This window comes from Thermaerobacter sp. FW80 (assembly GCF_004634385.1).
Taxonomy (GTDB): domain Bacteria; phylum Bacillota; class Sulfobacillia; order Thermaerobacterales; family Thermaerobacteraceae; genus Thermaerobacter; species Thermaerobacter composti.
Genome location: NZ_CP037895.1, coordinates 2642452 through 2668920 on the forward strand (window position 1 = coordinate 2642452; position 26469 = coordinate 2668920).

The window sequence follows — 26469 nt, forward strand, 5'->3', positions numbered from 1 at the left end:
AACCGCGGGCGGGCTATGCGGCGACGACTCCCCGGCGCCGCGGCGCGCGGGCCGGAGAACCCCGGCGGCCGGACGGCTGCTCCACCGTGCGGGCAGCCGCATGGCGGGGCGGCCGGGCGGCGGCATGGTGGGGTGGTCGCGCGGCGGCATGGGGAGGGAGCTCGGCGGCAGCCGGCGCGCCGCGGGATGCCCGGAGGCGCCGGATGCCGGGCCGGACGCCCGGCCGATCAGGCGGCCAGGCGGCGTCCCGAAGCGGCGCCGGGAGCCGGTCCCGGCGCCGCCGGTCCCGGCCGGTTCGACCGCGGGATGGAGCCCGATGGGAGGTGAGGGCGGCGGGACGCACGACCATCCAGTCCCTGGGGCGGGCGCTGCGGTTGCTCCAGCAGTTCTCCGCCTCGACCCCCGAGTGGGGCGTGGGCGAGCTGGCGGCGGCCACCGGCCTCCCCAAGGGGACGGTGTCGAAGATCCTGGCCACCTTCCAGGAACACGGGTACCTGCTGCAGGATCCCGTCACCCGGCGGTATCGCTTGGGGCCGGCCTTCCTGGTCGCCGGGCGCATCGCCGAACAGGGGCTCGACGTCGCCCGGCTGGCGATGCCGCTGCTGCAGCGGATGACGGACGCCAGCGGCGAGACGTCGGTGCTGATGTTGCGGGCCGGCTGGCGCAGCGTCTGCGCCGCCAAGGTGGACAGCCCCCACCCGGTGCGGATGGCGGCCGAGGTCGGGCGGTTCGCCTCCCTGCACTCGGGGGCGTCCAACAAGCCGATCCTGGCCCACATGCCGGCGGAGGAGATCGACGCCTACCTGCGGTCGCCGTACTTCGTGCGCCGCGGCCCGCGCACCATCACCGACCGCGACCAGCTCCTGGCCAACCTCGAGCAGATCCGCCGGCGCGGCTACGCGGAGAGCGACTCGGAGGTGGAGGTGGACATCCAGGCCTTCGGCGCCGCGGTCTTCGACGGGCTGGGCCAGGTGATCGGCGCCGTCAGCATCGTCGGGCCGCGGCAGCGCCTGGGTCGGCGCCCGGTGGGGGCGATGGTGGCGGCGGTGCAGGCGGCGGCCCGGGAACTCAGCCGCCTCCTGGGATGGCGGGGCGCGTGGCCCGCCCCCTGGCCGCCCGCTGCGCCGACGGGGCCGAAGGCGACCGAACCCCGGGGCGCCGCCCCCGCCCCCCGAGGTGGATCACCAGGAGGGAGAGGAGGTCACAGCGCCATGAGTCGGACCATGGCGTGGAGGGAGGGAACCGAGACCATGGGACCGCGGGCACCGCGGCGCCCCGTGGGAGGGCAAAGGGGCCGAGGGACGCTCGTCGCCACCCACCGCGATCCCGGCCGGCCCGGCCGGGGCCGGCGCTGGTTGGCCCTGGCGGCGGCGACCCTGCTGCTCCTGGCGGGCTGCGGCAGCGGCGCCACCGGTGACGGCGGCAGCGGCCCGCAACCGGCCGGTTCGTCCGGAGGAACGGGCGCGGCCGGCGGCGGCACCATCACCATCGGCATCAACGCCGATCCGCCGAACCTGGATCCGGCGATGTCCAGCGCGCTGGTGGACCGCTACGTCCAGAACAGCATCTTCGACAAGCTCTACGATCTCGACGAGAACCTCCAGGTGGTGCCCGAGCTCGCCGCGTCGCTGCCGGAGATCTCGGACGACGGCAAGGTGTACACCATCAAGCTGCGGCAGGGCGTCACGTTCCACGATGGGACGCCGGTGGACGCCGACGCGGTGGTCTTCAACCTCGAGCGCTACCTCGATCCCGACTCCGCCCGCTACAGCGAGCTCTCCGCCGTGGAGCGGGTGGCGAAGGTGGACGACTACACGGTGCGCATCGTGCTGAAGCAGCCCTACAGCCCGCTCCTTTACACCCTGACGGACCGGGCGGGCATGATCGCGTCGCCCAAGGCGATCCAGGAGAAGGGCGACCAGTTCGCCCAGCACCCGGTGGGTTCGGGCCCCTTCATGTTCGAGAGCCGGATCAAGGGCGACCAGATCGTCCTGGTGAAGAATCCGAACTACTGGAAGGAGGGCCTGCCCAAGGCCGACAAGATCGTCTGGAAGGTCGTCACCGACGACAACGTCAAGGTGGTGAACCTCAAGGCGGGCCAGTTGGACATCATCGACACCGTGCCCGCCCAGGCCCTCGCCGACCTGCGGTCCAACCCCAACCTCAAGGTCGACATCGGACCCGGCCTGGGGTTCCAGGGCATCTATCTCAACACCCAGCAGGCCCCGTTCGACAACCCCCACCTGCGCCGGGCGGTGGACCTGGCCATCGACCGGGCGACCCTGGTGCGGGTGGTGTTCCAGGAGACGGCGGATCCCGGCTACGGCCCCTTCCCGCCGTCCAGCCCGGCCGCGGCCGCGTCCGGCGAGCCGCCCCAGCGCGACCTGGACGCGGTGAAGAGGGCGCTGGAGCAGGGCGGCCACCCCGACGGCTTCCGCTTCACCCTGAAGACGGCCACCGGCCCCGTCACCCAGCAGGTGGCCCAGGTCATCAAGGACATGCTGGCCGACGCCGGCATCGAGATGGAGATCCAGCAGGTGGAGTTCGGCAGCCTGCTGGACGACACCGACAACGGCAACTTCCAGGCGGCCGCCCTGGGCTGGAGCGGCCGGCCGGATCCCGACGGCAACATCTACCCGTGGCTGTACACCGACGGCAGCCAGAACGACTCCCGCTACAGCAACCCGGAGGTGGACCGGCTGCTGGATCGCGCGCGGCAGGTCCTGGACATGGACCAGCGGGTCGAGCTCTACCGCCAGGTCATGGAGCAGGTCCACCGCGACGCGCCCTACATCTACCTCTACTACCCGAAGAACGTGAAGGCGTACTCCGCCAAGGTGCAGGGGTTCGTGAACTACCCCGACGGCATCATCCGCACGGAGAACCTGACCAAGGCGCCGTGACGCCTGCGGGGGGCGGGGACCGGACCCGCCGGGCCGCCGGTGCCGGCGGTGAGACCGGCGGCGGGGCCGGCGGTGAGGCCGGCGGCGGTGCCGGTGGTGGGGCCGGCGGTGGTGAATGGCGGTGGTGCCGGCGCGGCGGTTGACGGGAGCGCCGGCTCTGACGCCGGATGCCCGCCGCAGCGCCGCATCGTCGCCGGCGGCGAAGGGGCCGCCCGCGGCGGCGAGGGACTGCCCGCAGCCGCGGCGGACCCCCCGGCCCCAAGGGGTCCGGCGCCCTGCACCGCGCGGGCCGGTGGGAGCGGGAGGACGGCCTCCCGCCCCTGCCCGGCGGCGGGGAGGTGAGCCCTTGCTGCAGTTCGTGGTCCGCCGCCTGCTGCTCAGCATCCCCGTGCTGATCCTGGTCACGCTGCTGGTGTTCATCCTGATCCACGTGGTGCCGGGCAACCCGGGGCGCGCCATCCTGGGCCCCGAGGCGTCGCCCGAGGCCGTGGCCGCCTTCAACCGGGCCCACGGTCTCGATCGGCCGCTGCACGTCCAGTACCTGACGTGGCTGGCCGGCGTGCTGCGGGGCGACCTCGGCCGATCGCTGGTGGACGGCACGCCCGTGGCCACGCTGATCGCCCAGCGGCTGCCGGCCACGGTGGAGCTGGCCGTCGGCGCCATGCTGGTGGCCGCCCTGGTCGCCATCCCCGCGGGCATCCTGGCCGCCACGCGCCGCGGCACCGTGGCCGACCACGCGGGCACGGTCCTCGCCCTGGCGGGCCTGTCCGTGCCCCAGTTCTGGCTCGGGCTCATGCTCATCCTGTTCTTCGCCGTCCGGCTGAACTGGCTGCCCGCGTCGGGCTACGTGCCCCTGACCGTCGACCCGGTGCAGAACCTCAAGACGATGATCCTGCCGATCGTCGTCACGGGCCTGCGGGAGTCGGCGGTGCTGATGCGCATGATGCGGTCCAGCCTGCTGGAGGTGCTGCGGCTGGACTACGTGCGCACCGCCCGGGCCAAGGGCCTCGGCGGCTGGGGTGTGATCGTCCGCCATGCCACCCGCAACGCCCTGGTCCCCGTGCTGACCGTCAGCGGGCTGCAGCTGGCCGGCCTGCTGGGCGGGCTGGTGATCACCGAGCAGATCTTCGTCATCCCGGGGTTCGGGCGGCTGATCGTCGACAGCATCTTCAGCCGCGACCTGATCACGCTGAAGGGCGCGGTCCTGGTCGCGGCGTGCCTGGTGGTGGCGGTGAACCTGGTGGTCGACATCCTCTACGCGTGGCTGGACCCGCGCATCAAGGTGACGGGAGGGAGCCGGGCATGAGCCTGCAACCGGAGCCGGTGCCGACCCCGGTCCCCGACCCCGGCGGCCAGGGGATCGGTCCCGCCGCCGGGACCCCGCCCGCTCCGGGGTGGCGCCGCACGGTGCGCCGGTTCGTCCGCCACCGGCTGGCGACCCTGGGGGCCGCGGTCGTGGTGCTGCTCGGGCTGGTGGCGCTCCTGGCGCCGGTGCTGGCGCCCTACGATCCCGAGGAGCCCGACTACGGCGCCGTCCTGCAGCCCCCGTCGGTCGCCCACCCCCTGGGCACCGACGAGCTGGGCCGGGACATCCTCTCGCGCCTGATCTACGGCGCGCGGGTCTCGCTCCTGGCCGGGCTGATCTCCGTCGGGCTGGCCCTGGCCATCGGCCTGCCCATCGGCCTGGTGGCGGGCTACTTCCGCGGGTTCTGGGACGAATGGGTCATCATGCGCCTGACCGACGCCCTGATGGCCTTCCCGTCGCTGGTGCTGGCCCTGGCCATCGCCGCCGTGCTGGGACCGAGCTTCGGCAACGCGATGATCGCCATCGGCATCAGCCTCGCCCCTACCTTCATCCGCCTGGTGCGGGGGCAGGTGCTGGCGGTGCGGGAGCTGGAATACGTCGAAGCGGGGCGGGCGGCGGGCGCCGGCCACCTCTGGCAGATCGGACGGCACATCCTGCCGAACATCCTGAGCCCCGTGCTGGTCCAGGCGACGCTGAGCCTGGCGTCGGCGGTGATCAGCGAGGCCAGCCTGAGCTATCTCGGGCTGGGCACCCAGCCGCCCAACCCGAGCTGGGGCTACGATCTGCGGACCGCCCAGGGGTATCTCGCCGTCGCGCCGTGGATGGCGTACTGGCCGGGACTGGCCATCTTCGTCACCGTGCTGGCCTTCAACCTGCTGGGGGACGGGCTGCGGGACCTGTTCGACCCTCGCCTGCGCACGTGACGCCCCGCCCACGCCAGGGGCAGGGCCGGCCGGGCGTCCCCGACGCAGCGCCCCACGAGGGCGGGCGGGGCCACGGCGGGGGGACGGCCGGCGGCCGCCGGCCGGGTCGCGGGCGCCGCCCGCACGCCGGGGGCCGGGCTCGCCGTGCACGGCCGGAACCGGCGTCGGAGGGGGGCGGCGGTCGCCCGCCCGAGGGCATGCCAGGTCCGCCCGCCGCCCGGGTCCGTCCGGGGGGCGGTCCTGCTCGGCCGCCCGGGTCCGTCCGGGGGGCGGTCCTGCTCGGAAGGAGGGACGAGGGTGCCGGTGTCGTGGGAGCGCTTGTGGCAGCTGGCCGTGGCCTTCGGGCAGAGCGGCCTCCTGGGGTTCGGCGGCGGTCCCGGCGTCGTGCCCTTCATCAAGGAACAGGTGGTCGACCGGTATCACTGGATGGACGAACCCGGCTTCGCCGAGACGCTGGCCTTGGGCAACGCCCTGCCCGGGCCCATCGCCACCAAGCTGGCCGCCTTCATCGGGTTCAAGGTCGCGGGTCTCCTCGGCCTGCTGGTGGCCACCACCGCCGCGGTGGCGCCCACCGCCATCGCCATGATCGCCCTGGTGGGCCTGTTCCAGGCCTACCGGCACTCGCCGGCGGTGGCCGGGGCCCTCAACGCCGTCAAGCCCGTGGCGGTGGCGCTGATGCTCCAGGTGGCGTGGGATCTGGGCACCCGCTCCTTCCCCGGCGCCGCCACCTGGATCATCGGGGCCGTCAGCGCCGTGCTGCTCTTCGCGGGAGTCAACCCGGCGCTGGTGGTGGCGCTGGCCCTGGTGACCGGCGCGGTGCTCCGGATCTAGCGCCGGTTGCCGCTGGGGCACCGTCGGGGACGGCGGTGCACGGAGGAGGCGCCCGGGGTGGCGGTGCGGGACGGAGCCACCGTGCCCCCCGGCCCCTCCCCGGATCCCACCGTCGAAACACGCATCGTGAGGTGAGCGCCATGATCGATCCCGCGCTGACGTCGGATCCCGGACGCCCCGTCTGGGCCCGCAACGGGCTGGTGGCCACGGGCCAGCCCCTGGCCACCGCGGCGGGCCTGGCGGTGCTCGCCCGCGGCGGCAATGCCGTCGACGCCGCGCTGGCCGTGGCCGCGGTGACGAGCGTCACCATGCCCGAGATGTGCGGCCTGGGGGGCGACGCCTTCGCCCTGGTCTACGACGCCCGCACCCGGACGGTGACGGCCTTCAACGGCAGCGGCCCCGCGCCGATGGCCGCCACCGTGGAGCGATACCGGGCAGCGGGCCACACGGAGATGCCCTTCGAGGGCTGGTGGTCCGTCGCCGTCCCCGGCGCCGTCGGCGTCTACCTGGAGATGCACGCCCGCTTCGGCTCCAGGCCCCTGGAGGAGCTCTGGGCGCCGGCCATCCGCTACGCCCGGGAGGGCTTCCCCATCGATGCCCGCCTGGCGGCCAACATCGCCGCCGGCGCGGACAAGTTGGCCCGGGATCCCGAGGCGGCAGCCGTCTACCTGGCGGCGGGCCCCCGGCCCCGACCGGGCACCATCTTGCGCAATCCCGACCTGGCCCGCAGCTTCGAACGGGTCCTCGCCGGGGGCGCCGAGACCTTCTACAAGGGGGAGCTGGCCCGGGCCATCGGCGACGCCTCCCAGGCCGCCGGCGGGCTCTTGACGGCCGAGGACATGGCCGCATTCGAGGTCGAGGTCTACCGGCCGCTGGTCACCACCTACCGCGGCTATCGCGTGTTCGAGACGGCGCCGCCGTCCCAGGGTCTGATCCTGCTGGAGATGTTGAACCTGCTGGAGGGCTTCGACCTGGCCGGCAAGTCGCCCACCGATCCCGACGTGGTCCACCTGCTGGTGGAGATCAAGAAGCTGGCCTTCGCGGACCGCAACGCCTACCTGGGCGATCCGCGCTTCGTCAAGGCGCCGGTGGACCGCTTGCTCAGCAAGGCGTACGCCGCCCGCCGCCGGCGGGATCTGGACCTGGAGCGGGCCAACAACGCGCCCGCGGCCGGCGAGGTGGACGGCGATACCACCTCCTTCGTCGTCGTCGACGCCGAGGGCAATGCGGTCTCGTTCATCCACAGCATCTCCGCCCTCTGGGGGGCGGGCGTCATGGCGCGGGGGACCGGCATCCTGCTGAACAACCGCGCGGGGCGCGGGTTCGTCCTGAGCGAGGAGCACCCCAACGGCCTGGCGCCGGGCAAGCGCACCATGCACACGCTGAACACCTACCTGGTCACGCGGGCGCCGGCCGCGGCGGATGCCGACGGCACGCCGGCGCCGGCGCCGGCCACGGCGGGATCCCGAGCGGCGGACGGGCGAACCGCGGGCGGTGGTCCCGCGACCCCCTCCCCCGGCGCCCGGGCCGGCGATGGCGGCGCCGGCAGCGACGGGCTGGGCGACGGTGAGCTGGTGCTGGTGGGCAACACGCCCGGCGGCGACGGCCAGCCCCAGTGGAACCTGCAGGTGCTGGTCAACGTGCTGGACTTCGGCATGGACGCCTATCGCGCCGTGGCGGCGCCGCGCTGGACCAGCTTCCCCGGCACCGACCCCATCAGCCTCAAGGCGCCCCTCGAGCTGCGCCTGGAGTCGCGCTTCCCGGCCGAGACGGCCGCCGAGCTGCTGCGGCGGGGCCACGTACTGCGGGGCGTCGGCCCCTGGGCGGCCGGGGGATCCGCCATGCTGATCCGCGTGCTGGATCGCGGCGTCTACGAGGGCGCGGCGGACCCCCGGGACGGCGGCGTCGCCCTGGGGCTGTGAACCGCGGGTTCCGGTGACCCGCAATTCCGTTCGGAGGGTGCGACCCGTTCCGAGACTCGAAGGGTGCGCCGGGTGCGCCCCCACGCGGAGGGCGCGACCCCGCCGCGGAGACGCGGACGGTGCGCCCCCGGCCCAAGACCCGGGGGCGCGACCCCGGTCCACGAGGAGGAGGTGCGACGGCGTGACGGAACGGCCTGGCCAAACCTTGGCGCCGGAGCGGGACGAACCCGGCGGACCGGCTCCGCACGGCCGCGACGCTCCCGCCCGGGCTCCCGGGCGGTCGGCGCCGGAGCCGCCCGGCGCCGGTGCCCCGGCGCCGGTGCTGGCCGTCGAGGACCTCTGGGTCCGCTTCGAGACCGAAGACGGGCCCTTCGACGCCGTCCGCGGCGCCACCTTCCAGATCCGGGAAGGCGAGACGGTGGCGCTGGTCGGCGAGAGCGGCTGCGGCAAGAGCGTCACCGCCCTGTCCATCATGCGCCTGCTTCCCGAACCCCAGGCGCGGATCCGTCGGGGGCGGATCCGGTTCGAGGGCATGGACCTGGCCCAGGCCGGGGAGCGAGCGATGCGGCGCATCCGGGGCAACCGGATCGCCATGGTCTTCCAGGAGCCGATGAGCAGCCTGAACCCCGTCTACACCTGCGGCGAGCAGGTGGCCGAGGCCATCCGGGTGCACCGCCGCTGCAGCCGGCGCGAGGCCCGGGCCCTGGCCCTCGAGGCCTTCCGCCAGGTGGGCATCGCCGACCCCGAACGGCGCATGGACCAGTTCCCCCACGAACTCTCGGGGGGTCTGCGTCAGCGGGTGATGATCGCCATGGCCGTCGCCTGCCGGCCGCGCCTCTTGATCGCCGATGAGCCCACGACGGCGCTGGACGTGACCATCCAGGCCCAGATCCTCGACCTCTTGCGGGCGCTGCGCGACCGGCTGGGGACCAGCATCCTGTTCATCACCCACGACCTGGGGGTGGTGGCGGAGATGGCGGACCGGGTGGTGGTGATGTACGCCGGCGAGGTGGTGGAGGAGGGGCCCGTGGGGGCGGTCTTCAAGACGCCGCGCCACCCCTACACCGCGGGCCTGCTCCGCTCCATCCCCCGGCGGGACACGCCGCGCAAGACGCCGCTGCCGGCCATCGAGGGGGCGGTCCCCCACCCCTCCCGGCGGCCGCCGGGCTGCCCCTTCGCCCCCCGGTGTCCCGAGGCCATGCCGGTGTGCCGCAGCCAGCCGGCGCCCTGGGTCCAGCTGGAGCCCGACCACGGCGCCCGCTGCTGGCTGCACGCGCCGTCGGTCCAGGAGGTGACCGCGCCGTGACCCGTGCCCTAGCCCTGGGGGCCGCGCGACGGGCCGCCCACCCCGGCGGCTCCCCACCCCCGGCCGCGGCGGCGGCCGCGGGGGCGTCGGGCTCGTCGACGCCGCTGCTCGAGGTGCGCGACCTGAAGAAGTACTACCCCATCCGCCGCGGGGTCTTCGGGCGGGTCGAGGGGTTCATCCGCGCCGTGGACGGCGTCTCCTTCGACCTGTACGAGGGCGAGACGCTGGGGCTGGTGGGCGAGAGCGGCTGCGGCAAGACCACCACCGGGCGCACCATCCTGCGCCTGGTGGAGCCGACCGGGGGCCGGGTGCGCTACCGCGGCCAGGACATCACCCGCCTCCCGGCCCGGGCCCTGCGGCGGTTGCGGCGGGAGATGCAGATCATCTTCCAGGACCCCTTCGGCTCCCTGGACCCGCGGATGACGGCGGGCCAGATCGTCGCCGAGCCGCTGGTGGTCCACGGGGTGCCCCGCCGGGAGCGGGAGCGCCGGGTCGCCGAACTGCTGGAACGGGTCGGCCTGACGGCCCAGGACGCCCGCCGGCTGCCCCACGAGTTCTCGGGCGGCCAGCGCCAGCGGCTGAGCATCGCCCGCGCCCTGGCCCTGCGCCCGCGGCTGGTGGTCTGTGACGAGCCGGTCAGCGCCCTGGACGTGTCCATCCAGTCGCAGATCCTGAATCTCCTGATGGAGCTGCAGCGCGACTACGGGCTGACCTATCTCTTCATCGCCCACGACCTCAACGTGGTGCGGCACGTCAGCGACCGGGTCGGCGTCATGTACCTGGGCCGGCTGGTGGAGCTGGCCGACGCCGACGAGCTCTACGCCCGGCCGGCCCATCCCTACACGCAGGCGCTGCTGTCGGCCATCCCGGAACCCGATCCGGAGCGGCGGCGGGAGCGCATCGTGTTGCGGGGCGACGTCCCCAGCCCCGCCCGGCCGCCCAGCGGCTGCCGCTTCCACACCCGCTGCCCCCTGGCGCAGCACCGGTGTCGACGGGAGGAACCGGCCTGGCGGCCCATCCGACCCGGCCACTGGGTGGCGTGCCACTTCGCCGAGGAGGCGATGGGGCAGGCCAGCTGACGGCAGTCAGTCGTCGCCGGCGGAGGCGGGCGCGGGGCGGGAGGGGGCGCCGGCCGGCCCGCGCCCGCCGGCACGCCGGCCGTCGAGGGCGAGGAACAGCAGATTCAGCAGGATGCCGGCCACGGCGGCGGTGGCGATGGCGGGGAGGCGCACGCCCCCGACGGGGATGTTGCCGCCCTCGAAGGCGTTGCCGCCGATCCCGATCACCAGGATCACCGCGCCGATGGCCAGCTGCCGCGGGTCGAACAGGTTCACCCGCTCGGCCATCATCAGCGCGATGCCCTGCATGCCGATGACACCGAAGAGGTAGATGGCCAGCCCCCCGGTGACGAACTCGGGGATGGTGGCCACCAGGGCGGCCAGCTTGCTGAAGAAGCCGAGGGCCATGGCGATGACCCCGGCCGCCACCAGCACCGCCGTCGAGTAGTTCCGCGTGATGGCCATCAGGCTGTTGTTCTCGCCGTAGTTCGTCCCCGAGGAGGCGCCCAGCAGCCCGTGGACCACGTCGGCCAGTCCGTCGAGGACCAGGTTGAGGCCGATCAGTTCCTTGATGCGAAGCGGCGGCCGCTGCATCTCCTCGGCCAGGCGGTCCACGTAGAGGCTGATCTGGTAGAGGTGGGCCGTGCTCTCGGGGATCGTGGCGATGGCGACGGGGGCGATGGCCAACACGGCCTGCCACGCGCCGGGGGCGGTGAAAGCCGGCAGCTGGAACCGCGGCACCGCGAACCAGGGCGCCTCGCGGACGGGGGTGAGGTCCACGTAGCCCATGGCCGCCGCCAGGGCATACCCGCAGGCGGCCCCGAGCAGCACCGGCAGCATGCCCCACAGGCCGCGTCCCTGGAGGTAGACGGAGAACAGGATGGTGAGCACCAGGGTGGCCAGCGCGATGCCCCAGTGCTTGGAGGCCATGTCCATGGCCGTCTTGGCCAGGGCGATGCCGATGACGACGGCCACGGCGCCCGTGACCGCGGGCGGCAGGATCCGGTCGAGCCGCGCCTTGCCAGCCCGCTGGATCAGCCAGCCCACGATCCCGTTGACCACACCGGTGGCCACCACGCCCACCTGGGCGACCTGCAGGCCGCCCCAGCTGGCGTCGGCCACCGTCTTGACGGGCGCGATGTAGGCGAAGCTGCCCCCGTAGTACAGGGGGATGCGCCCCCGCGAACCGAGCACCGCCACGATGGTGGCCAGCCCCGAGGCGAAGAGCGTCACCTCGACGTCGAACCCCGTCAAGATGGCCACCAGGACGGTGGCGGGGAACATGGTCAGGACGTGCTGGAAGCCGAGGCTCACCAGCGCCCCCAGGGGTGGACGATCCTGGGGGAGGTATCCCATCACCCGGCCTCGATTCGCCTGCACCACGGCAAGCCCCCTTGGCGTCACCCGGTCGATTCTCCCGGTCGTCGCTGCCGGTCCGCCCCTGGCCTTCGGCGCCGGGAAGCCGCCTACCCGGCCGGGTTCCCGGCGCCCGTGGCGCCGGGAACCCGGCCCGCGGACGGCCCCGCCGCCCTGCTCCCCTGCGGACGCACACCCTCCGCGCCATTCGCGATGGCCCGTCCCCTTCCTCCTCCGCCGCCGCGTCTTCCTCCACCGCAGGGCCGGCGTCAGTCGCCGGCTCGCGGCGGCGCCGGGCGCCGGAAGCGCGGGGGCCGCTTCTCGAGGAAGGCCCGGACGCCCTCGCGGAAGTCGTCCTCGTCGATGTAGTACGGGACCGGCTCGCCTGCCGGGTCGGGCGGCGGCGCCGGCTGGGAGAGCAGCACCGACCGCTTGGCCGCCCGGATGGACGAGGGCGACAGCGCGGCGATGGTCTCGGCCAGCCGCCGGGCGAAGGGGTCGACCTCGTCGTGGGGCACCACGTGGGTCACCAACCCCAGCGCCCGCGCCTCGGCGGCGCCCAGCAGCCGGCCGGTGAAGAGCAGGTCCTTGGCCTGGTTGGGGCCCATGAGGGCCACCAGCCGCTTGGTGAACTCCGGACTGAGCATGATCCCCAGCCGTGCCACCGGCATCCCCAACCGGGCGCGCTCCGACGCCACCTGTAGGTCGCAGGCGCAGGCCAGCTCGAAGGCGGACCCCAGGGCGTAGCCGCCGATGGCGGCGATGACGGGATACGGCAGGTGCTCCACCTTGCTGATGGTCTGCTCCATGGTGAGGAAGCAGCGCCGGACCTCGTCGATGGTCATGGTCGCGAACTCCTTGAGGTCCGATCCCGCCGAGAAGGCGCGCCCGCCCTCACCCCGCAGGATCACCACCCGCAGGCCGTCGTAGTGCCGGGCCTCGTGGGCCAGGTCGTCCAGGATGGACCCCAGCTCCCGCCACGTGGCGAAGTCGATGGCGTTGTGCTGTTCGGGACGGTCGATGGTGACGGTCACCACGGCGCCGTCCTCGTCGACCCGCAGATGGCCCATCGCCCCACCCCCTCCCCGGCCCCGCGGGGGACTCCCCGCCGGCGTCACGGGGCGGATGCCCCCCGGTCGCGGGATGGATTCCCCGCCGGAGGCAGGCGGTCCTTCGCCGCTTCCCGCTCCCGCCCCGGCGGCGCCGCCGGGGCGGGAGCGGGAAGCGCCCCTTCGGTCCCGGCGCCGCGGGTCCGCCCGGCGCCGCGGGTCGGCCCGACGTCGCGGGTCCGCCCGGCGCCGCGGGTCGCCGCGGCGCCGTCCGGCGCCGGGCGACCCGCGCGGGCCTTGGGCCGGGCCCGGCCCGCGGGCGGCGCCCCGGCCCGTCAGCCGGCCCCCACCGCCTGGCCCTGGGGGCGCTGGGCGCGGCCCCCCGCGCCCAGCGCCCCCAGGCCGAACACCGCGGCGGCCGCCAGGCCGAGGGCGGCCATCGTCGGCCACAGCAGCCGCGGCCCGCCCGCGCCCAGGAGCGCCCCGCCCACGGCCGGCCCCAGCGTCCAACCCAAGCCGAACAGCAGGCTGGCGGCCGCCTGGTAGCGTCCCCCCTGCCCCGCCGGTGCCATGGCGGCCACGCTCGCCTGCAGCAGCGGGGTGAACAGGATCTCGCCGGCGGTCAGGGCGACGAAGGCGAAGAAGAACGGCGCCACGGGCCGCGCCCCCAGGATGATCAGGGCGGCCGTCGCGTAGAGCAGGGCTGCCGCCACCCGGCGCGGCCGCGCGTCGTACCGCTGCGCCCAGCGGGTCACCGGGTACTGCAGCGTCGCGATCATCGCCCCGTTCAGCGTCCACAGCCAGCCGTACCAGGGCACCTCGCCGAAGCGCCGGTGCAGGTCCAGCGGCAGGCTGGAGCTCATCTGGCTGTAGATCAGGTTCATGGCCAGGGCGCCCACCGCCAGCTGCCAGAAGGCCCGGTGCCCCAGGGGCGGGAAGAAGCCCGCCACCGAGCGCAGCGCCCGCCGGCCCCACCCCCCGCGGCCCACCGTCGGGCGCGGGGCGCCGCGGGGGGCCGCGTTCGTCCCGGAACCCGATGACCGTGCCGCCGTGACCGCCCCCCCTTCCCGCCGGGCCGGCACCCACCGCGCCACCACGACCGCGAACACCAGGAACGAGACGCCGTCCAGCAGGAAGATCAGCCGGATGTCACGGTCCACCACGTAGGTGCCCAGCACGGGCCCGACGGCGATGGCGGCGTTGGACAAGAGGTTCAAGATGCTGTAGGCCTCTTCCCGCCGCCGGGGCGGCACGAGCAGCGCCGCGCCGTGCAGCAGGGCGGGGAAGGACCCCCACACCATCGCGCTCATCGCCGCGTAGCAGAGCGCGAAGGCCCACGGGCTCGGCGCCCACCCCGCCGCCACCACCGCCAACCCGGCGCCCGCGAGCCCGCCGACCACCACGGGCTTGAACCCCAGCCGGTCCGTCAGCCAGCCCGCCGGGAGCCGCGCCAGCAGCGAGCCCACCCCGGCGGTGCTCATGATGACGCCCACCTGCTCCGGCGGCAGCCGGTGCACCTGCTGGAGGAACATCGCGATGAACGGAAAGAAGAAGCCGTCGCCCAGCGCGCTGACGAACCGGCCGGCGGCCAACGCCCAGAAGGCACCCGGCATGCGCATCGCCTCTCCCCGCGGATCCACGGCGGCGCCAGCCCGCCTCCCGTCGGGTGGCACCCCCACCCGGCACGGAGCGCCGGGCGCCGCAGGCCCCGCCCGTGGCCACAAGCCCCATGGTAGTGCAAAGGGGCCCGCCGACCAACGGGCGGGCGGTCCGCCGCCGTCCCGTCGCCGGGGGTCCCGGCCCCGGCGGCGCGAGCGGGACGTCGTGGAGCCACCGCCGACAGCCGGGCGCAGGCGGTGATGGTGGAGGCGATGGACCGGCGGCGCGACCGGCACGTCGTGGGGCACCGCCGACGCCGCGGCCGGCGCCACGGCGGGCGCCGGGGTATAATCCCCCTCCGTTTCGGCATCCTGACCAATGCCACGCATTGGGGAGGGTTGCCCATGTCCACCGACCACGCCCGTTCCCGAGCCCTGGGATCGTCGCGCCATGGCGGGGTGCGCGGAACCGCGGACGACGGTGCCCCGGCGTCCGCCGTGGCCACGGCCGTGGGCGGCGCACCCGGCGGGGACCGCCCCGCGCCGGGGACGCTGGACCTCAGCCTCACCATCGGCGGCGACGCCGGGCAGGGCGTGGAGTCCAGCGGGGCCGGCTTCACCAAGGCGCTGGCCCGCAGCGGCCTGCACGTCTTCAGCATCACGGACTACCGCTCGCGCATCCGCGGCGGCCACAACTTCTACCAGATCCGCGTCGCCGACCGGCCGCTGTACTCCCACGCCGACCCCGTCCACGTGCTCATCGCCCTGACGGAGGAGACCATCAAGATCCACCTGGACAACCTGGCCCCCGACGCCGCCGTGATCTACGACGAGGGCTTCCGCCACGTGGACGCCGAGGCGCTGCGCCGCCACCACGTCCGGCCGCTGCCGCTGCCGCTGGCCGAGGTCGCCAAGAAGCACGGCAGCAAGGTGATGATGAACACCGCCGCCCTGGGCGCCGCCGCAGGGCTGATGAACTACAACATCGAGTACCTGGAATCGGTCATCAAGGAGAACTTCGCCAGCAAGGGCGACCGGGTGGTGGAGGCCAACCTCGCGGTAGTCAGGGAGGGGTGGAAGCTGGCCCGGGACGCGGCGGGCGACTTTCCCTACACCCTGCCCGACCCGGGAGGCCGGCCGCGCCGCATGGTGCTGCACGGCAACCACGCCTTCGCCCTGGGCGCCGTGGCGGCCGGCTGCCGGTTCGTCGCTGCCTACCCCATGACCCCCGGCACCAGCCTGTTCGAGTGGATGGTGGCCCACGCGGACGAACTCGGCATCGTCACCAAGCACGCCGAGGACGAGATCGCCGCCATCTGCATGGCCATCGGCGCCGGCCACGCCGGCGCCCGCAGCATGATCGCCACCTCCGGCGGCGGCTTCTCCCTGATGGTCGAGGCGCTGGGCATGGCGGGCATGGTGGAGGTGCCGGTGGTGCTGGTGGTCTCCCAGCGCGGCGGCCCCTCCACGGGCCTGCCCACCCGGACGGAGCAGGGCGACCTGCTCTTCGCGATCCACGCCTCCCAGGGCGAGTTCCCCCGCATCGTCCTGGCCCCGGGCACCGTCGACCAGTGCTTCGAGGCGGCGGTGCGCGCCTTCAACTTCGCCGAGCACTACCAGACGCCGGTGATCGTGCTGCTGGACCAGTTCCTGTCGAGCCACCTACGGTCGGTGGACCCCGACGCCATCCGGTGGGACGACGTCCGCCACGACCGTGCCACCACCTGGACCCACGAGCAGCTGGACCGCCTGGACGGCCCGTACCTGCGCTACAAGGACACCGACGACGGCATCTCGCCGCGGGCCATCCCCGGCCACCCCAAGGCGGTCTACGCCATCACCACCGACGAGCACGACGAGGAAGGCCACATCAGCGAGGAGATCCGCAACCGCCGCCAGCAGATGGAGAAGCGCATGCGCAAGCTGGACACGGCCCAGGCGGAGATGCGCGGCCCCACCTGGTACGGTCCCGAGGACGCGGACCTGACGCTGATCTGCTGGGGCTCCACCTACGGGCCGTGCCGAGAGGCGGTGGACCTGTTCAACCGGGACAAGGGCGAGGGGGGTCGCCTGAACCTGCTGCACTTCACCGACCTCTGGCCCTTCCCGGTGGAGCGGACCCTGGCCGAGCTGCCCAAGATCCGCCGGGCCGTGGCCGTTGAGCAGAACTACACCAGCCAGTTCGCCCGACTGCTGCGCATGATGACGGGGTTCGAGGTCCACGCCACGGTGAACAAGTTCGACGGACGGCCCATCGCGCCCCAGGAGATCCTGACCCAGATCGAAGGGGAGGTGCCGGTCCATGCCTGAAGACCAGGAACGGGGCACGGGCCACGGGATGGCCCCCGGCGTGCCCCCGGCCGTCTCGGCCGGACAGGGTGGCCAGCCCACAGGCCCCCACGCCGAGGGGACGGGCGTCACCGGCGCACCCACCGGCGCTGGGGAGGCCGCCGGCACAAGCCCCGCTGCCCGGCCTGGGACGCCCGGTGGGACGAACGCGGCCACCGGGGCCGCTAACGATTTCCACGGGGCGGTCAAGCGGCCGGCCTCGCCCCACGGCGGCGGCTGGGGCAGGGCGCAGCGGGTCGACCCGGACCGCGGTGCCGGCCGCGAGGGGGAGGCTCCGTCCATGGGGGCGGACGGTGCAGAGGCCGGCGGCCCGGGCCGGGCCGACGCAGGGAGGGCGGACGCCGACCACCCGGGATCCGGTGCGGCCGCGGCCTTCGGCGGCCGGCCGGCCCGAGGCGGGACCGGGGGCGACGGCCTCGCGCGGGCCGGTTCGTCCGGTGAGGGGGGGGAGGGCGACGGGCCCGCGGCCCACGTCCCGCCCGCCGCGTTCCGCGGCGGCGAGGCGGGGGGCACCGGCACCGGGTTGGGCGGGGCGCGGGCTGCCGCGGGGGGAGCCCGCACGGGCGCCCGCGCGGCCGTGGCCGACCGGGCGGAGCGGCTCACTGTCAAGGCCTACGCCAGCGACCACCGGCCCACCTGGTGCCCGGGCTGCGGCGACTTCGGCATCCTCACCGCCCTGAAGAAGGCGCTGGTGGACCTCGAGATCTGGCCCCACGAGGTGATGATCGTCTCCGGCATCGGCTGCGGCAGCAAGCTGCCCGACTACATCAACGCCAACGGCTTCATGACCATCCACGGCCGGCCCCTGGCGGTGGCCACGGGCATCAAGCTGGCCAACCCCAGGCTGCACGTCATCGTGGTCCACGGCGACGGCGACGGCTACGGCATCGGCGGCAACCACTGGCTGCACACCATGCGCCGGAACGTGGACCTGGTGGACATCGTGGAGAACAACCAGATCTACGCCCTGACCAAGGGCCAGTACTCGCCCACCAGCGAGCGGGGGTTCAAGACCACCACCTCGCCCACCGGCGCGCCCGAGGACCCCGTGCTGCCGACGCGGGTCGCGTTCGCCGCCGGGGCGAGCTTCATCGCCCGGGGGTTCGCCGGCCAGCCCAACCAGCTGGCGGACATCATCGCCGCCGCCATCCGGCACCGCGGCTACGCCCTGATCGACGTGCTCCAGCCCTGCGTGACCTTCAACAAGCTCAACACCTACGACTGGTACGCCGAGCGGGCCTATTCCGTGGAGGAGGAGGGGCACGACCCCACGGACCCCGAGGCGGCCTGGGCGAAGTGCAACGAGTGGGGCGACCGCATCCCCATCGGCATCCTCTGGCGCAACGACAAGTCGGAGCCCTACGAGGAGCGGGTGCCCGGGCTGGCCGGCCGGCCGCCCGTCGTGGAGCGGCCTTTGGACGAACTGGGCGCCGAGGGGCTGGAGCGGCTGAAGGAAGCCTTCTTCTAGGTCGGCCGGGCCGGGTGCAGGCCGGGACGGTGGCATGCGGGGGCGGCAGCTGCCGGGACGGCCGCCCCTCGCGTTCGGCAGCCGGCTGGGCGCCGTCGCCGGGGCGTGACGGTGTCGGCGACGACGGGAAGGGAGGACGGGACCCGTGGGTGCAGACGCCGAGGCCATCTACCGCGACGTGCAGCAGCGGGGCCGACTGGGCTCCGTGGAGGAGGCCGCCGTCGTCACCCGCATGACCCTGCAGAGCCTGGCCGAGGTCCTGGGCCAGGAGGGGGCCCGCGCCCTGGCCGCCGCCCTGCCGCCGGAGCTGGCGGCGGAGCTGGGCCGGGCGCCCGCGCGACCCGACCCCCTGATCGATCGGGAGGTCTTCGTGGGGCGGCTCGTCAACCGCATGGACACGGAGTACGGCTACGACCAGACGGTGGGCGGCCTGGACCTGGTGGCGGCCTACATGGACGACGACGCCTCCACCCGCCTGCAGGCGGTGTTCGGCGCCCTGCGGCGGCACCTCGATCCCGGCACCGCCCAGCGGGTGGCGGCGGCGCTGCCACCGGAGATCCGCGACTGGTGGGACGCCAGCTGACGCGGTCCCACGACGGGCCGGGCGCGCCCGGTCCCGGGCTCTACGGCGGTCCCGGGCGCCATGCCGGGGCAGGCGCCATCAAGAGCAGAAGATGCGCATGAGCCAGGAGAACAGCTTGTACTTGCCCCGGTACGGGTACCAGAGGAGGTTCGAGACCAGCTTGCCCGGCAGCCAGCCGGGTTCCACCAGCACCGCCGACGGGTAGGTGAAGGCCTCCAGGCCCGCCCGGCCGTGGTAGGCCCCCCAGCCGCTCTCCTTGACGCCGCCGAAGGGCAGGCTGGGATGGGCGAAGTGGAGGATGACGTCGTTGATGCACACCCCGCCGGCCTCGAGGCGCGAGGCGATCTCCCGGGCCAGCCGCCCGTCGCGGGTCCAGACGCTGGCCCCCAGGCCGAAGGGCGAGTCGTTGGCCAGGCGCACCGCCTCGTCCGCCGAGCGGAAGCCGGCGACGGCGATCACGGGGCCGAAGGTCTCCTCCCGCATCACCCGCGCTTCGGGGTCCACGTCCACCAGCACGACGGGCGGGACGAACCGGCCGTCGAAGGAGGGCACGGGCGTCAGCGCCCGGGCCCCGCGGGCCAGGGCGTCCTGGACGTGCTCGCGGACGACGGCCACCTGGCGCGGCGTGGTCATGTAGCCCAGATCGAGGTCCGGGTCCCTCACCACCCGACCGGCGTCGGTCCACCGCCCGGGCGCGGCGGCGTCCTGTCCGGATGACGGCGTCGCACCCGGCCCCTGGGAAGGCACCCCGCCCGGCCCGTCCGGAGGCGCCGCGCCCGGCCGGCCCGTCGGCGCCCCTCCGGACCGGTCCGTCGGCGTCGTATCGTCCTGCTGGACCGACGCCGCCGCCATGACGCCCTCGGCCGGTGCGGCCGGTGCTGCCGCCCCGCCCCCCTCCTCGCCCGCGCCCATCGGCTCGACCGTGCGCAGCCGTGCCAGTTCCTCCAAGATCAGGCGGACGAACCGGTCCTTGACGGCCTCGTGGACGTAGATGCGCTCGACGCCGATGCAGGTCTGGCCCCCGTTGGCCAGCGACCCCCACACCGCCGCCCGCGCCGCCCGGCGGAGGTCGGCGTCGGGGAAGACGATCATCGGGTCCTTGCCGCCCAGCTCCAGCACGCTTGGCGTCAGTCGGCGGGCCGCGGCCGCGGCGATCCGCCGGCCGGTGGCGGTGCTGCCGGTGAAGAACACGAAGTCGGGCCCCGCGTCCAGGGCGGCCTGCCCCACCTCCGGGCCGCCGTGGATCACCTGCACCACCCCCGGCGGGAACCCGGCGGCGAACAACGCTTCTTCGATAGCCCGGCCGACGGCAGGGGTGACCTCCGACGGCTTGAGGACCACGGTGTTGCCCGACAGCAGCGCGGTGGCCGCCGGTACCACCGCCAAGTTGAAGGGGTAGTTCCAGGGGGCCACCACCAGGACGCAGCCGTACGGCTTGCGCTCCACGTAGGGCACCTTGCCGAAGAGGAGCAGGGACATGGGCTGGCGCTGGCGGCGCAACACCTTGGGCGCCAGCTTCTCCATGGACTTCAGCGCGTCGGCGGTGGTCAGCAGGTCGTGGGCCAGCGCCTCCACCAGGGGCTTGCCGGTGTCGGCGCTGATCACCCGGGCCAGTTCGTCCCGGTGGCGGACGATGTACCGCCGCAGCCGGGCGACGCAGGCGACCCGCGCGTGCACGGGCAGCCGGGACCAGGCGGGGAAGGCCGCCCGCGCCCGGGCCACCACGGCGGGGATCTCGGCCACGGGCGTCCATCCGGCGGCCCCTCCCCCCGCGGCGCCGGTGGAACCGGAAGCCGGGGCGGACCGGGGGATCGCCGAGGTGCCGGAAGCCGCAGCCGGATCGGCGACCGCTGCAGCTGCGGCCGCGCCGCCGCCGGGGGCCGCCGGGCCGGTTGGATCCGGGCCGGCAGCTGGCGCGTCGGTGGACGGCTGGCCGGCCGGAGCCGGGCCGCCGGCGGCCGCGGCCTGCTCGGTCCGGGGCACCACCCGAGCCGTCCCGGCGGCACCCCATTCGGGAACCCTGGCTTGCATACGCATCCCCCCATGCCAATAACCCTTCGCATGCGGCGCCGCCGGTGGAGGGTAGAGCAGCATGATGCACAGCCGCTTTTCGTTATTCGGGGCGCCCTTCACCGAAGGACGTAGGTCGCCAGCAACCGCTGCACGTAGTAGATGTCCAGGTCGCGGTGGAAGGTCTTGACCAGCGGCTCCCGGCTACCCGCCAGCCAGATCTTCAGCTCGGCCTCCAGATCCAGGTGGCCCGCCGTCTCGACGGCGAACCGGTTGATGCTGCGGTACGGGATGGACAGGTACTCCACCTTCTTGCCGGTCAGTCCCTGCTTGTCGACCAGGATGAGGCGCTTGTTGGTGAAGATGAAGAGGTCGCGGATCACCTGGTACGCGGCCTCGATCCGCTCCCCCTCCGCCAGCAGGATGCGGTATTCCTGCTGGACCCGGTCCAGGTCGGCTTCCCCGGCGTGGCCCATCATGCGGCCGATCCAGCTCACGGGCGGCTCCCTCCTCATCCCTTTGCCATTCTGTTCGCCCCGCCTGTTGGGACCGTCATGTTGTGATCATTGTTCACGAGCCTGTATTATGCGTACGTTGTGCGTACGTTCGTTGTGGAGAACGCCTGCGCAGGAAGACGCCGGTTTTGACCCGCCACCAGTGGGTCCATGGGTTCGCAGGTGTAGCAATCGGTCATTGAAGGAGGCAGGATCGTGTTCATCCGGCCGGGGCAAACCATTGCCCACCCCGAACGCCCCCAGCGAGGTATCGTTCTGGCGGTGCGAACCAACCCTACCTGCCTGATGCCCGTGGTGGTGGTGCGGTGGGACGATGGCACCGTGGAAGAACTGGATGCCCTGCGCTGGGGACCGCTAGACGACGCCCCTGGTGAAGGTGGGCCCGCCGGCGGCCCGGAGCGCAACCTACCGCACTGAGGGCAAGGCGCACCAGTGGTTCCAGGCGGCGGCGCCGGACCGGCTGGTCGCTGATTGCCCTTCTCACCTGGCCCCCCCAGAACCCAAGTTCCCAGGTCCATCGTTCACCGCTGCCGGTCCGTCCGCCATCGCCGGTCCCCTGTGATGGCCATCACGGCACTCACCCCGCCGCTTTCCTACTCTAAGGGCGACGCCGAAGCGGACGCCGGGGCTGGTGGGGCAGAGCACGGCACCGCCAGCGGTACCCGACGACAAGGGAGGCATTTGCCATGGGCGTGCGCGTCTCCCGTTGGACCCTCCCCTACTTCGCCGCCGCCCTGACCTGCTTCGCGACGGCTCAGGTGGCTCTAGCCCTGGGCTGGGCTTATCCCGGCGCAAGCCTGAGCGCGCCGGCCACGCTAGCCACCGTCCACCTGCTGACCATCGGCTGGCTCAGCCTGCTCATTCTTGGCGCCCTGCAGCAATTCGTTCCCGTCATCACCGGGCGGTCGCTGGCCAGCGACACGGCGGCGGCCTGGGCGCTGGGCCTCGTGGTATCGGGTCTGGCGGGCATGGTGGTGGGCTTTCTTTCCCTGTTCGGCGGCCCGCTGGCCGGGGTCAGCACCGGCGTGAGCGGAACGGTCCCGCCGCCAGTGGGGGCCCAGCAAGCCGTCGCCCCGGCGGGGAGCGGCGGCCCGCTGGCCGTCGCCCTGCCCCTGGGCGGCACGCTGGTGCTGACCGGCTTCGCCGTGGCCACGGTCAATCTGGCCATCGGCCTCTGGCGCGCCCGACCGCTGGTGCTGCCGGCACGCTTTGTCGCTGTGGGTCTGAACTTTCTGCTGCTGACCGGCGGCCTGGGCGTGCTCCTGGCATGGATCCTGGCCCATCCCCAGGGCGCGGTCCGGCACCTCGGCGCACCCCTGGTGGCCCGGCTGCTGGGGCGCGGCCTGCCCCTGCACATGGCCGCGGGCATCGGCGGCTGGTTCACCCTGACAGCCATGGGCGTCGCCTACAAGCTGCTGAGCATGTTCACCCTGGCGCCGGAAGATCGCGGCCCCGCCGGCCGCTGGGTCCTGCGCCTCAGCGCCGCAGGCCTGCTGCTGGCCTGGCTGGGCGGCCTGGCTCACCTGCTGCTGGCGGGAACGGCGGGCGGGACGGCCGCAGGGACCGGGGCCGCCGGTGAAGGACTGGCCGGTCTGGCGCAGGTGCTCTCCGGCCTGGCCACCGCCGGATGGGTCGCGGCCGGCGTGGGGGTGGTGATCTACCTCTGCGACATGCGCCGCCTCTACCGGCAGCGGCGGCGGAAGGTGCTGGAACTCAACGCCCGCTGCGCTCCCTGGGCCTTCGGCGCGCTGGCCGTGGCCATGGGGATGCTGGCCGCGGGCGCCCTGACCGGCCGGTTGGCTGCGGTCACACCGGCGCTGGCCTACCTGCTGCTCTTTGGCTGGCTTTCCGGTCTTGGCCTGACCCAGCTGTACAAGATCGTGCCCTTTCTCACCTGGCTCGAAAAGTTCGGGCCGCGCCTCGGCCGGGGACCGGCCGTCCGCGTCCAGGATCTGGTGAACGAGCGCCGGGCGCAGCCCTGGTTCCGGCTCTACTTCGCAGCGGTGGCGGTGGCGACGGTTGCGATACTCGCCGGCTGGGACGACCTGTGGCGGGCCATGACCGCTCTCACCCTGGCCAGCACGCTGGCCATCGCGCTGGAGCTGTGGCGCGCCCGGCGGGCCGAGCCCAGGCCCCACGGGGCACCGGTTCCTCCGCCCTGGCTGGGGGAAAGGGGGCGTACCGGCGCGAGTACGGCGGGCACGATCCCGCGACCTGACCCGCGAACCGCCGCCGGCGAAGGCTTCCCTGCGCAACCCGTGGGGAAACGGGCCGGCGCAAGCCGGCCGGCGGGAGGGAGGTGGACGGCGTGGCCGAACCCGTGGTCACCGAGGATGACATCCGGGAAGCGTTGATGGACGTCATCGACCCCGAACTGGGGTTCAACATCGTCGACCTGGGGCTGATCTACGGCATCACCGTCGACGACGGCAAGGTCCACATCGTGATGACCATGACGACACCCGGCTGTCCGGCGACGAACTACCTGCAGGAAGGCACGCGGGAACGGGCGCTGGCGGTTCCCGGGGTGAAGGACGTGGAGGTCCAGGTGGTCTGGTCGCCGCCCTGGACACCCGACCTGATGAGCGACCGTGCCAAGCGCTTCTTCGGGCTGATCGAAGGCTGACCGGCAGCCTGCCTTCCCCGGCAACCCCGTATGGCGCCGCCGGAGCCTGCATCCCGGTTCGCCCGCCTGCACGCGGCCGCTGGAAGAGCCCAACGGGCCGGGCCCCCATTCCAGGACCCGGCCCGTTGCGCTGCTACCGGTCCGACGGCAAGATGCGCCTCTGGTCGGTAGGCTGCGGTCGTTCCCCTAACGCTCGGGGCGCCAGAAAGTGACGCGCCAGGCGCCGTCGGGCCCCCGTTCGGCGCGGTGCTGAAAGCCCTTTCGCTTCATGACCCAATACAGGGGCACCGGCTCGAATCCCACAATCAACACGAAGGGCTGGCCCGGCTTGAGGCGGGCCACATTGGCCATGATGTCCCGGAACGGCTCCTGCCGCCGCGCGAAATAGGGCCGGACGTCCATGACCAGGGGCTCCACCGCTTCCTGCACGGCCTCTTGCCCGCTCGGGTTGCCGGGGACACTCACCTGCTCCCCGTCCTGCGCTGCCGCCCCTGCCTGCTGTTGCGGCCGCTGCGCCCGTCCCCCCACAGGCCCTCCGTCCGAGCCGGAGCCGGCGGATAGGCTACCCGTCGCCGGGGCTCCTCTGGCGGGTTCAGCAGGCACAGGCGCCAGGCCGTCGCCGTCCGGCGCAGGCGCCGCTTCGGAGCGCCAGATGCGGATGATCACCGTGCCGTCGTCCTGTTCGGCCATGGCGTACGCAAAGCCGCGCTCGTCCAAGTGGGGCAGGAGGAACATGGGCTTGCGGTCGTTGTGGGCCTGCAGGACCTGGCCCGGCTGAAGCTGGTCCAGGGCCGACAGGATCCGCACCATGGGCTCCGGCGGCTGCAACCCGCGGTTGTCCAGGGTCAGGGCCGGTTCTGCCGGGGCCGGCGGCAGCCGCAAGCCCGTTTCGGGCCTCCCGCCGGCCGCCGGCAAGCCACCGGCGGCCGGTCCTGCGGCTTCGCCGGCGGGCCCCCGGCCGGCACCCTTTCCCTTGCGGAAGAACATGCCCCCCACCTCCTCGTCTCCTCATCGCGATGGTGCCCGACCGGACGGCCCGCCGGCTGTGACGGTCATCACCTCCCCGGCCCCCCGTCACCTGCCGCGTCCGGTGACCCCCGTCACAGCCCGGCCCGCTCCCGCTGGGGCAGTGTAAAGGCGGAGGGAACCCGGAGGTGACGAGCGATGCCGGTTCCGACGCAGGCCGCAGATTCCCCGGTCCTGGTCCGCGGCGCCGCTCCCGCGCCGGCACGTTCCCCGGCTGGCGCCGGCAACGGTGTCCCGCCGCACCAGGCCAGGATGGCAAGCCCTGCCGCGTCCCCGGGTCCCGTCGCCGGGGAGACGGACGATTCTTTGCTGGGGCGCTACGTCAACCGCTATCTGTTGCCACGGGTGGCGCTCACGGTCATCGGCCTGGCCTCCCTGATCGGCGTCTACCTGACCCTGCGGATGCAGGGCGTGCCGCTGTGGTTGGTCCTACCCCGCTGGTCGGGTTTGGTGGGCCTCGGAATTCTGGCCGGTGGCACCATGTGGTGGTCCCGGTTCGTCGTGCCCCGCGACACCCAGCCCGCGGCCATGGCGCGGTTGGCCGTCGCCCAGGCCCGGCACTACCGGCCCCTGGCAGCCGGCGCGCTCGTCGCAGCCCTGATGGGCGGGGGCGCCTGGGCGGCCTGGATGGGTCCCGTGGCTGCGACCCGCGGCTGGCTTGGGTTGTGGTTGCTGGTGATTGCCCTGCACGGCACCCTGGTGGCTGCCACCCTGGCCCTGCTCAGCCGGCCTGATCGGGAAGCGCTGGAGGCCCGGCGCCAGGCCCTGGCGGTGTTGGTTGCCGCCATCGCCCTGCTGATCACCATGGCGGTGCTGGATGCCGCCCTCACCTTCGGGGCCTACTGGCCGGCCTGGACCTTGCGCGTGCTCCACCTGGGGGCCTTCGGCCTCTGGCTTGGTGGTGCCGTGTGGAACATCTTCGTCGCCGTGCCTGCTGCCCGGGATGAACTGGCCTTCGCCACCGTGGCCGCCTCGGCCACCCAGCTGGAACGCTTCCGCAAGCGGGTTCGGATCTTCCTGCCGCTGCTGCTAGTCAGCGGCTTCGCCCAGGCGGCCGCCTATGCCGGCTGGAACCCGCTGGCCTGGACGGGGAGCGGGGTGGGCCAGCTGGCGCTGGTCAAGCTGGGGCTGGTGGCGGTCCTGTTCGTCATCTTCATCACCTGCCCGCTCTGGCGCGCCTGCTCGCCGATCAAGGGGATGTGCGACCTAGAGGAACTGGCCGGTCCGGCAGCCGGCACGGCACCGGGCGGCCAGCCAGCGCCCGGGCGCGATCATCCGGGACGCCTCACCAGGGCCACCGTGGAGGGCGCGGTAGCGGCTGCCCCGGTCCGGCGCCTGGACCGGCGCGGCACCGGGTGCGCCGGGTTCGTCCACGTAGAAGAAGCCCTGGCGGCCATGGCGCCGGGCGAGGTGCTGGAGCTTTTGAGTTCCGATCCCATCTCGTGGTGGGAGCTTCCGGCGTGGCTGGAGGTCCACGGGCACCGGCTGCTGTTCCGGGAGCGGCGCCGGATGTGGCCCTGGCGGTATTTCCGGTTCCTCATCCAGCGCGGCGCGTAACCGCCGTGCCGGGTCCCGCAAGCGGGTTTGATGGATCGAGCAGCCGCCCGCCGACCCCCCGGTGGGCGGCGCCGCCTTGCCGC

The 26469-nt window shown here is 73.8% G+C and carries 20 protein-coding genes; 14 read left to right on the forward strand and 6 right to left on the reverse strand.

Features of this window, described 5'->3' with window-relative positions; all coding sequences use genetic code 11:
* The first annotated feature begins 323 nt into the window (after positions 1-323).
* The 7 genes from E1B22_RS13535 to E1B22_RS11015 all read left to right on the forward strand — a co-directional run bounded on the left by E1B22_RS13535 (position 324) and on the right by E1B22_RS11015 (position 10270).
* Positions 324-2903: an ABC transporter substrate-binding protein gene (locus E1B22_RS13535; protein WP_243123383.1), complete on the forward strand. Its 2580-nt coding sequence runs from the start codon at positions 324-326 to the stop codon at positions 2901-2903.
* A gap of 346 nt (positions 2904-3249) precedes the next feature.
* Positions 3250-4209: an ABC transporter permease gene (locus E1B22_RS10990; RefSeq protein ID WP_207669870.1), complete on the forward strand. Its 960-nt coding sequence runs from the start codon at positions 3250-3252 to the stop codon at positions 4207-4209.
* Entirely contained in the window at positions 4206-5132 is a 927-nt protein-coding gene (locus E1B22_RS10995; RefSeq protein WP_135225683.1) for an ABC transporter permease, read from the forward strand. The genes E1B22_RS10990 and E1B22_RS10995 overlap by 4 nt, the downstream gene beginning before the upstream one ends.
* A 297-nt stretch (positions 5133-5429) precedes the next feature.
* Positions 5430-5963 carry a chromate transporter gene (locus E1B22_RS11000; protein ID WP_243123384.1) on the forward strand — a complete coding sequence of 178 codons (534 nt, stop codon included), beginning with the start codon at positions 5430-5432 and terminating at the stop codon, positions 5961-5963.
* 140 nt (positions 5964-6103) lie between these two features.
* Positions 6104-7885 carry a gamma-glutamyltransferase family protein gene (locus E1B22_RS11005; RefSeq protein WP_135225684.1) on the forward strand — a complete coding sequence of 594 codons (1782 nt, stop codon included), beginning with the start codon at positions 6104-6106 and terminating at the stop codon, positions 7883-7885.
* A 181-nt stretch (positions 7886-8066) separates the two neighbouring features.
* On the forward strand, positions 8067-9191 hold the full coding sequence (locus E1B22_RS11010; RefSeq protein ID WP_135225685.1) for an ABC transporter ATP-binding protein: 1125 nt from the start codon (positions 8067-8069) through the stop codon (positions 9189-9191).
* Between the two features lie 104 nt (positions 9192-9295).
* Positions 9296-10270 (forward strand): ABC transporter ATP-binding protein, encoded by a 975-nt coding sequence (locus E1B22_RS11015; protein ID WP_135226121.1) that lies wholly within the window; start codon positions 9296-9298, stop codon positions 10268-10270.
* A gap of 6 nt (positions 10271-10276) precedes the next feature.
* Here the strand turns inward: E1B22_RS11015 and E1B22_RS11020 are convergent, their stop codons facing one another.
* The 3 genes from E1B22_RS11020 to E1B22_RS11030 form a co-directional block, all read right to left on the reverse strand.
* Positions 10277-11629: a uracil-xanthine permease family protein gene (locus E1B22_RS11020; protein ID WP_135225686.1), complete on the reverse strand. Its 1353-nt coding sequence runs from the start codon at positions 11627-11629 to the stop codon at positions 10277-10279.
* Positions 11630-11874: 245 nt separating this feature from the next.
* Positions 11875-12675: an enoyl-CoA hydratase/isomerase family protein gene (locus E1B22_RS11025; protein ID WP_135225687.1), complete on the reverse strand. Its 801-nt coding sequence runs from the start codon at positions 12673-12675 to the stop codon at positions 11875-11877.
* 314 nt (positions 12676-12989) lie between these two features.
* Entirely contained in the window at positions 12990-14267 is a 1278-nt protein-coding gene (locus tag E1B22_RS11030; protein WP_135225688.1) for an MFS transporter, read from the reverse strand.
* Between the two features lie 390 nt (positions 14268-14657).
* On the opposite strand from E1B22_RS11030, the gene E1B22_RS11035 reads away from it, so the two are divergent.
* From E1B22_RS11035 to E1B22_RS11045, 3 genes are all read left to right on the forward strand, one after another.
* Entirely contained in the window at positions 14658-16562 is a 1905-nt protein-coding gene (locus tag E1B22_RS11035; RefSeq protein WP_135225689.1) for a 2-oxoacid:acceptor oxidoreductase subunit alpha, read from the forward strand.
* A complete protein-coding gene (locus E1B22_RS12940) occupies positions 16555-18069 on the forward strand; it encodes a 2-oxoacid:ferredoxin oxidoreductase subunit beta (RefSeq protein WP_207669871.1) in 1515 nt (504 codons plus the stop codon). Before E1B22_RS11035 ends, E1B22_RS12940 begins: the two co-directional genes overlap by 8 nt.
* 145 nt (positions 18070-18214) lie before the next feature.
* The gene (locus tag E1B22_RS11045; protein ID WP_135225690.1) at positions 18215-18652 is read left to right on the forward strand and encodes a DUF2267 domain-containing protein; all 438 of its coding nucleotides are present in this window, start codon (positions 18215-18217) and stop codon (positions 18650-18652) included.
* Positions 18653-18730: 78 nt separating this feature from the next.
* On the opposite strand, the gene E1B22_RS11050 is transcribed toward E1B22_RS11045, so the two are convergent.
* Both E1B22_RS11050 and E1B22_RS11055 read right to left on the reverse strand, forming a co-directional pair.
* Positions 18731-20395 (reverse strand): aldehyde dehydrogenase family protein, encoded by a 1665-nt coding sequence (locus E1B22_RS11050; RefSeq protein ID WP_167758919.1) that lies wholly within the window; start codon positions 20393-20395, stop codon positions 18731-18733.
* Between the two features lie 386 nt (positions 20396-20781).
* A complete protein-coding gene (locus tag E1B22_RS11055) occupies positions 20782-21159 on the reverse strand; it encodes a PH domain-containing protein (protein ID WP_135225692.1) in 378 nt (125 codons plus the stop codon).
* A 279-nt stretch (positions 21160-21438) separates the two neighbouring features.
* On the opposite strand from E1B22_RS11055, the gene E1B22_RS11060 reads away from it, so the two are divergent.
* The 3 genes from E1B22_RS11060 to E1B22_RS11070 all read left to right on the forward strand — a co-directional run bounded on the left by E1B22_RS11060 (position 21439) and on the right by E1B22_RS11070 (position 23803).
* Positions 21439-21594, forward strand: coding sequence for a hypothetical protein (locus E1B22_RS11060; RefSeq protein WP_243123386.1), 156 nt, complete (start codon positions 21439-21441; stop codon positions 21592-21594).
* 269 nt (positions 21595-21863) lie between these two features.
* Entirely contained in the window at positions 21864-23531 is a 1668-nt protein-coding gene (locus tag E1B22_RS11065) for a hypothetical protein (RefSeq protein WP_243123387.1), read from the forward strand.
* Positions 23486-23803: a metal-sulfur cluster assembly factor gene (locus tag E1B22_RS11070; protein ID WP_135225693.1), complete on the forward strand. Its 318-nt coding sequence runs from the start codon at positions 23486-23488 to the stop codon at positions 23801-23803. Before E1B22_RS11065 ends, E1B22_RS11070 begins: the two co-directional genes overlap by 46 nt.
* A 186-nt stretch (positions 23804-23989) precedes the next feature.
* Here the strand turns inward: E1B22_RS11070 and E1B22_RS11075 are convergent, their stop codons facing one another.
* On the reverse strand, positions 23990-24790 hold the full coding sequence (locus E1B22_RS11075) for a DUF2249 domain-containing protein (RefSeq protein ID WP_135225694.1): 801 nt from the start codon (positions 24788-24790) through the stop codon (positions 23990-23992).
* 291 nt (positions 24791-25081) lie between these two features.
* On the opposite strand from E1B22_RS11075, the gene E1B22_RS11080 reads away from it, so the two are divergent.
* The gene (locus E1B22_RS11080; protein ID WP_135225695.1) at positions 25082-26386 is read left to right on the forward strand and encodes a sulfurtransferase TusA family protein; all 1305 of its coding nucleotides are present in this window, start codon (positions 25082-25084) and stop codon (positions 26384-26386) included.
* The last annotated feature ends 83 nt before the right edge of the window (positions 26387-26469 follow it).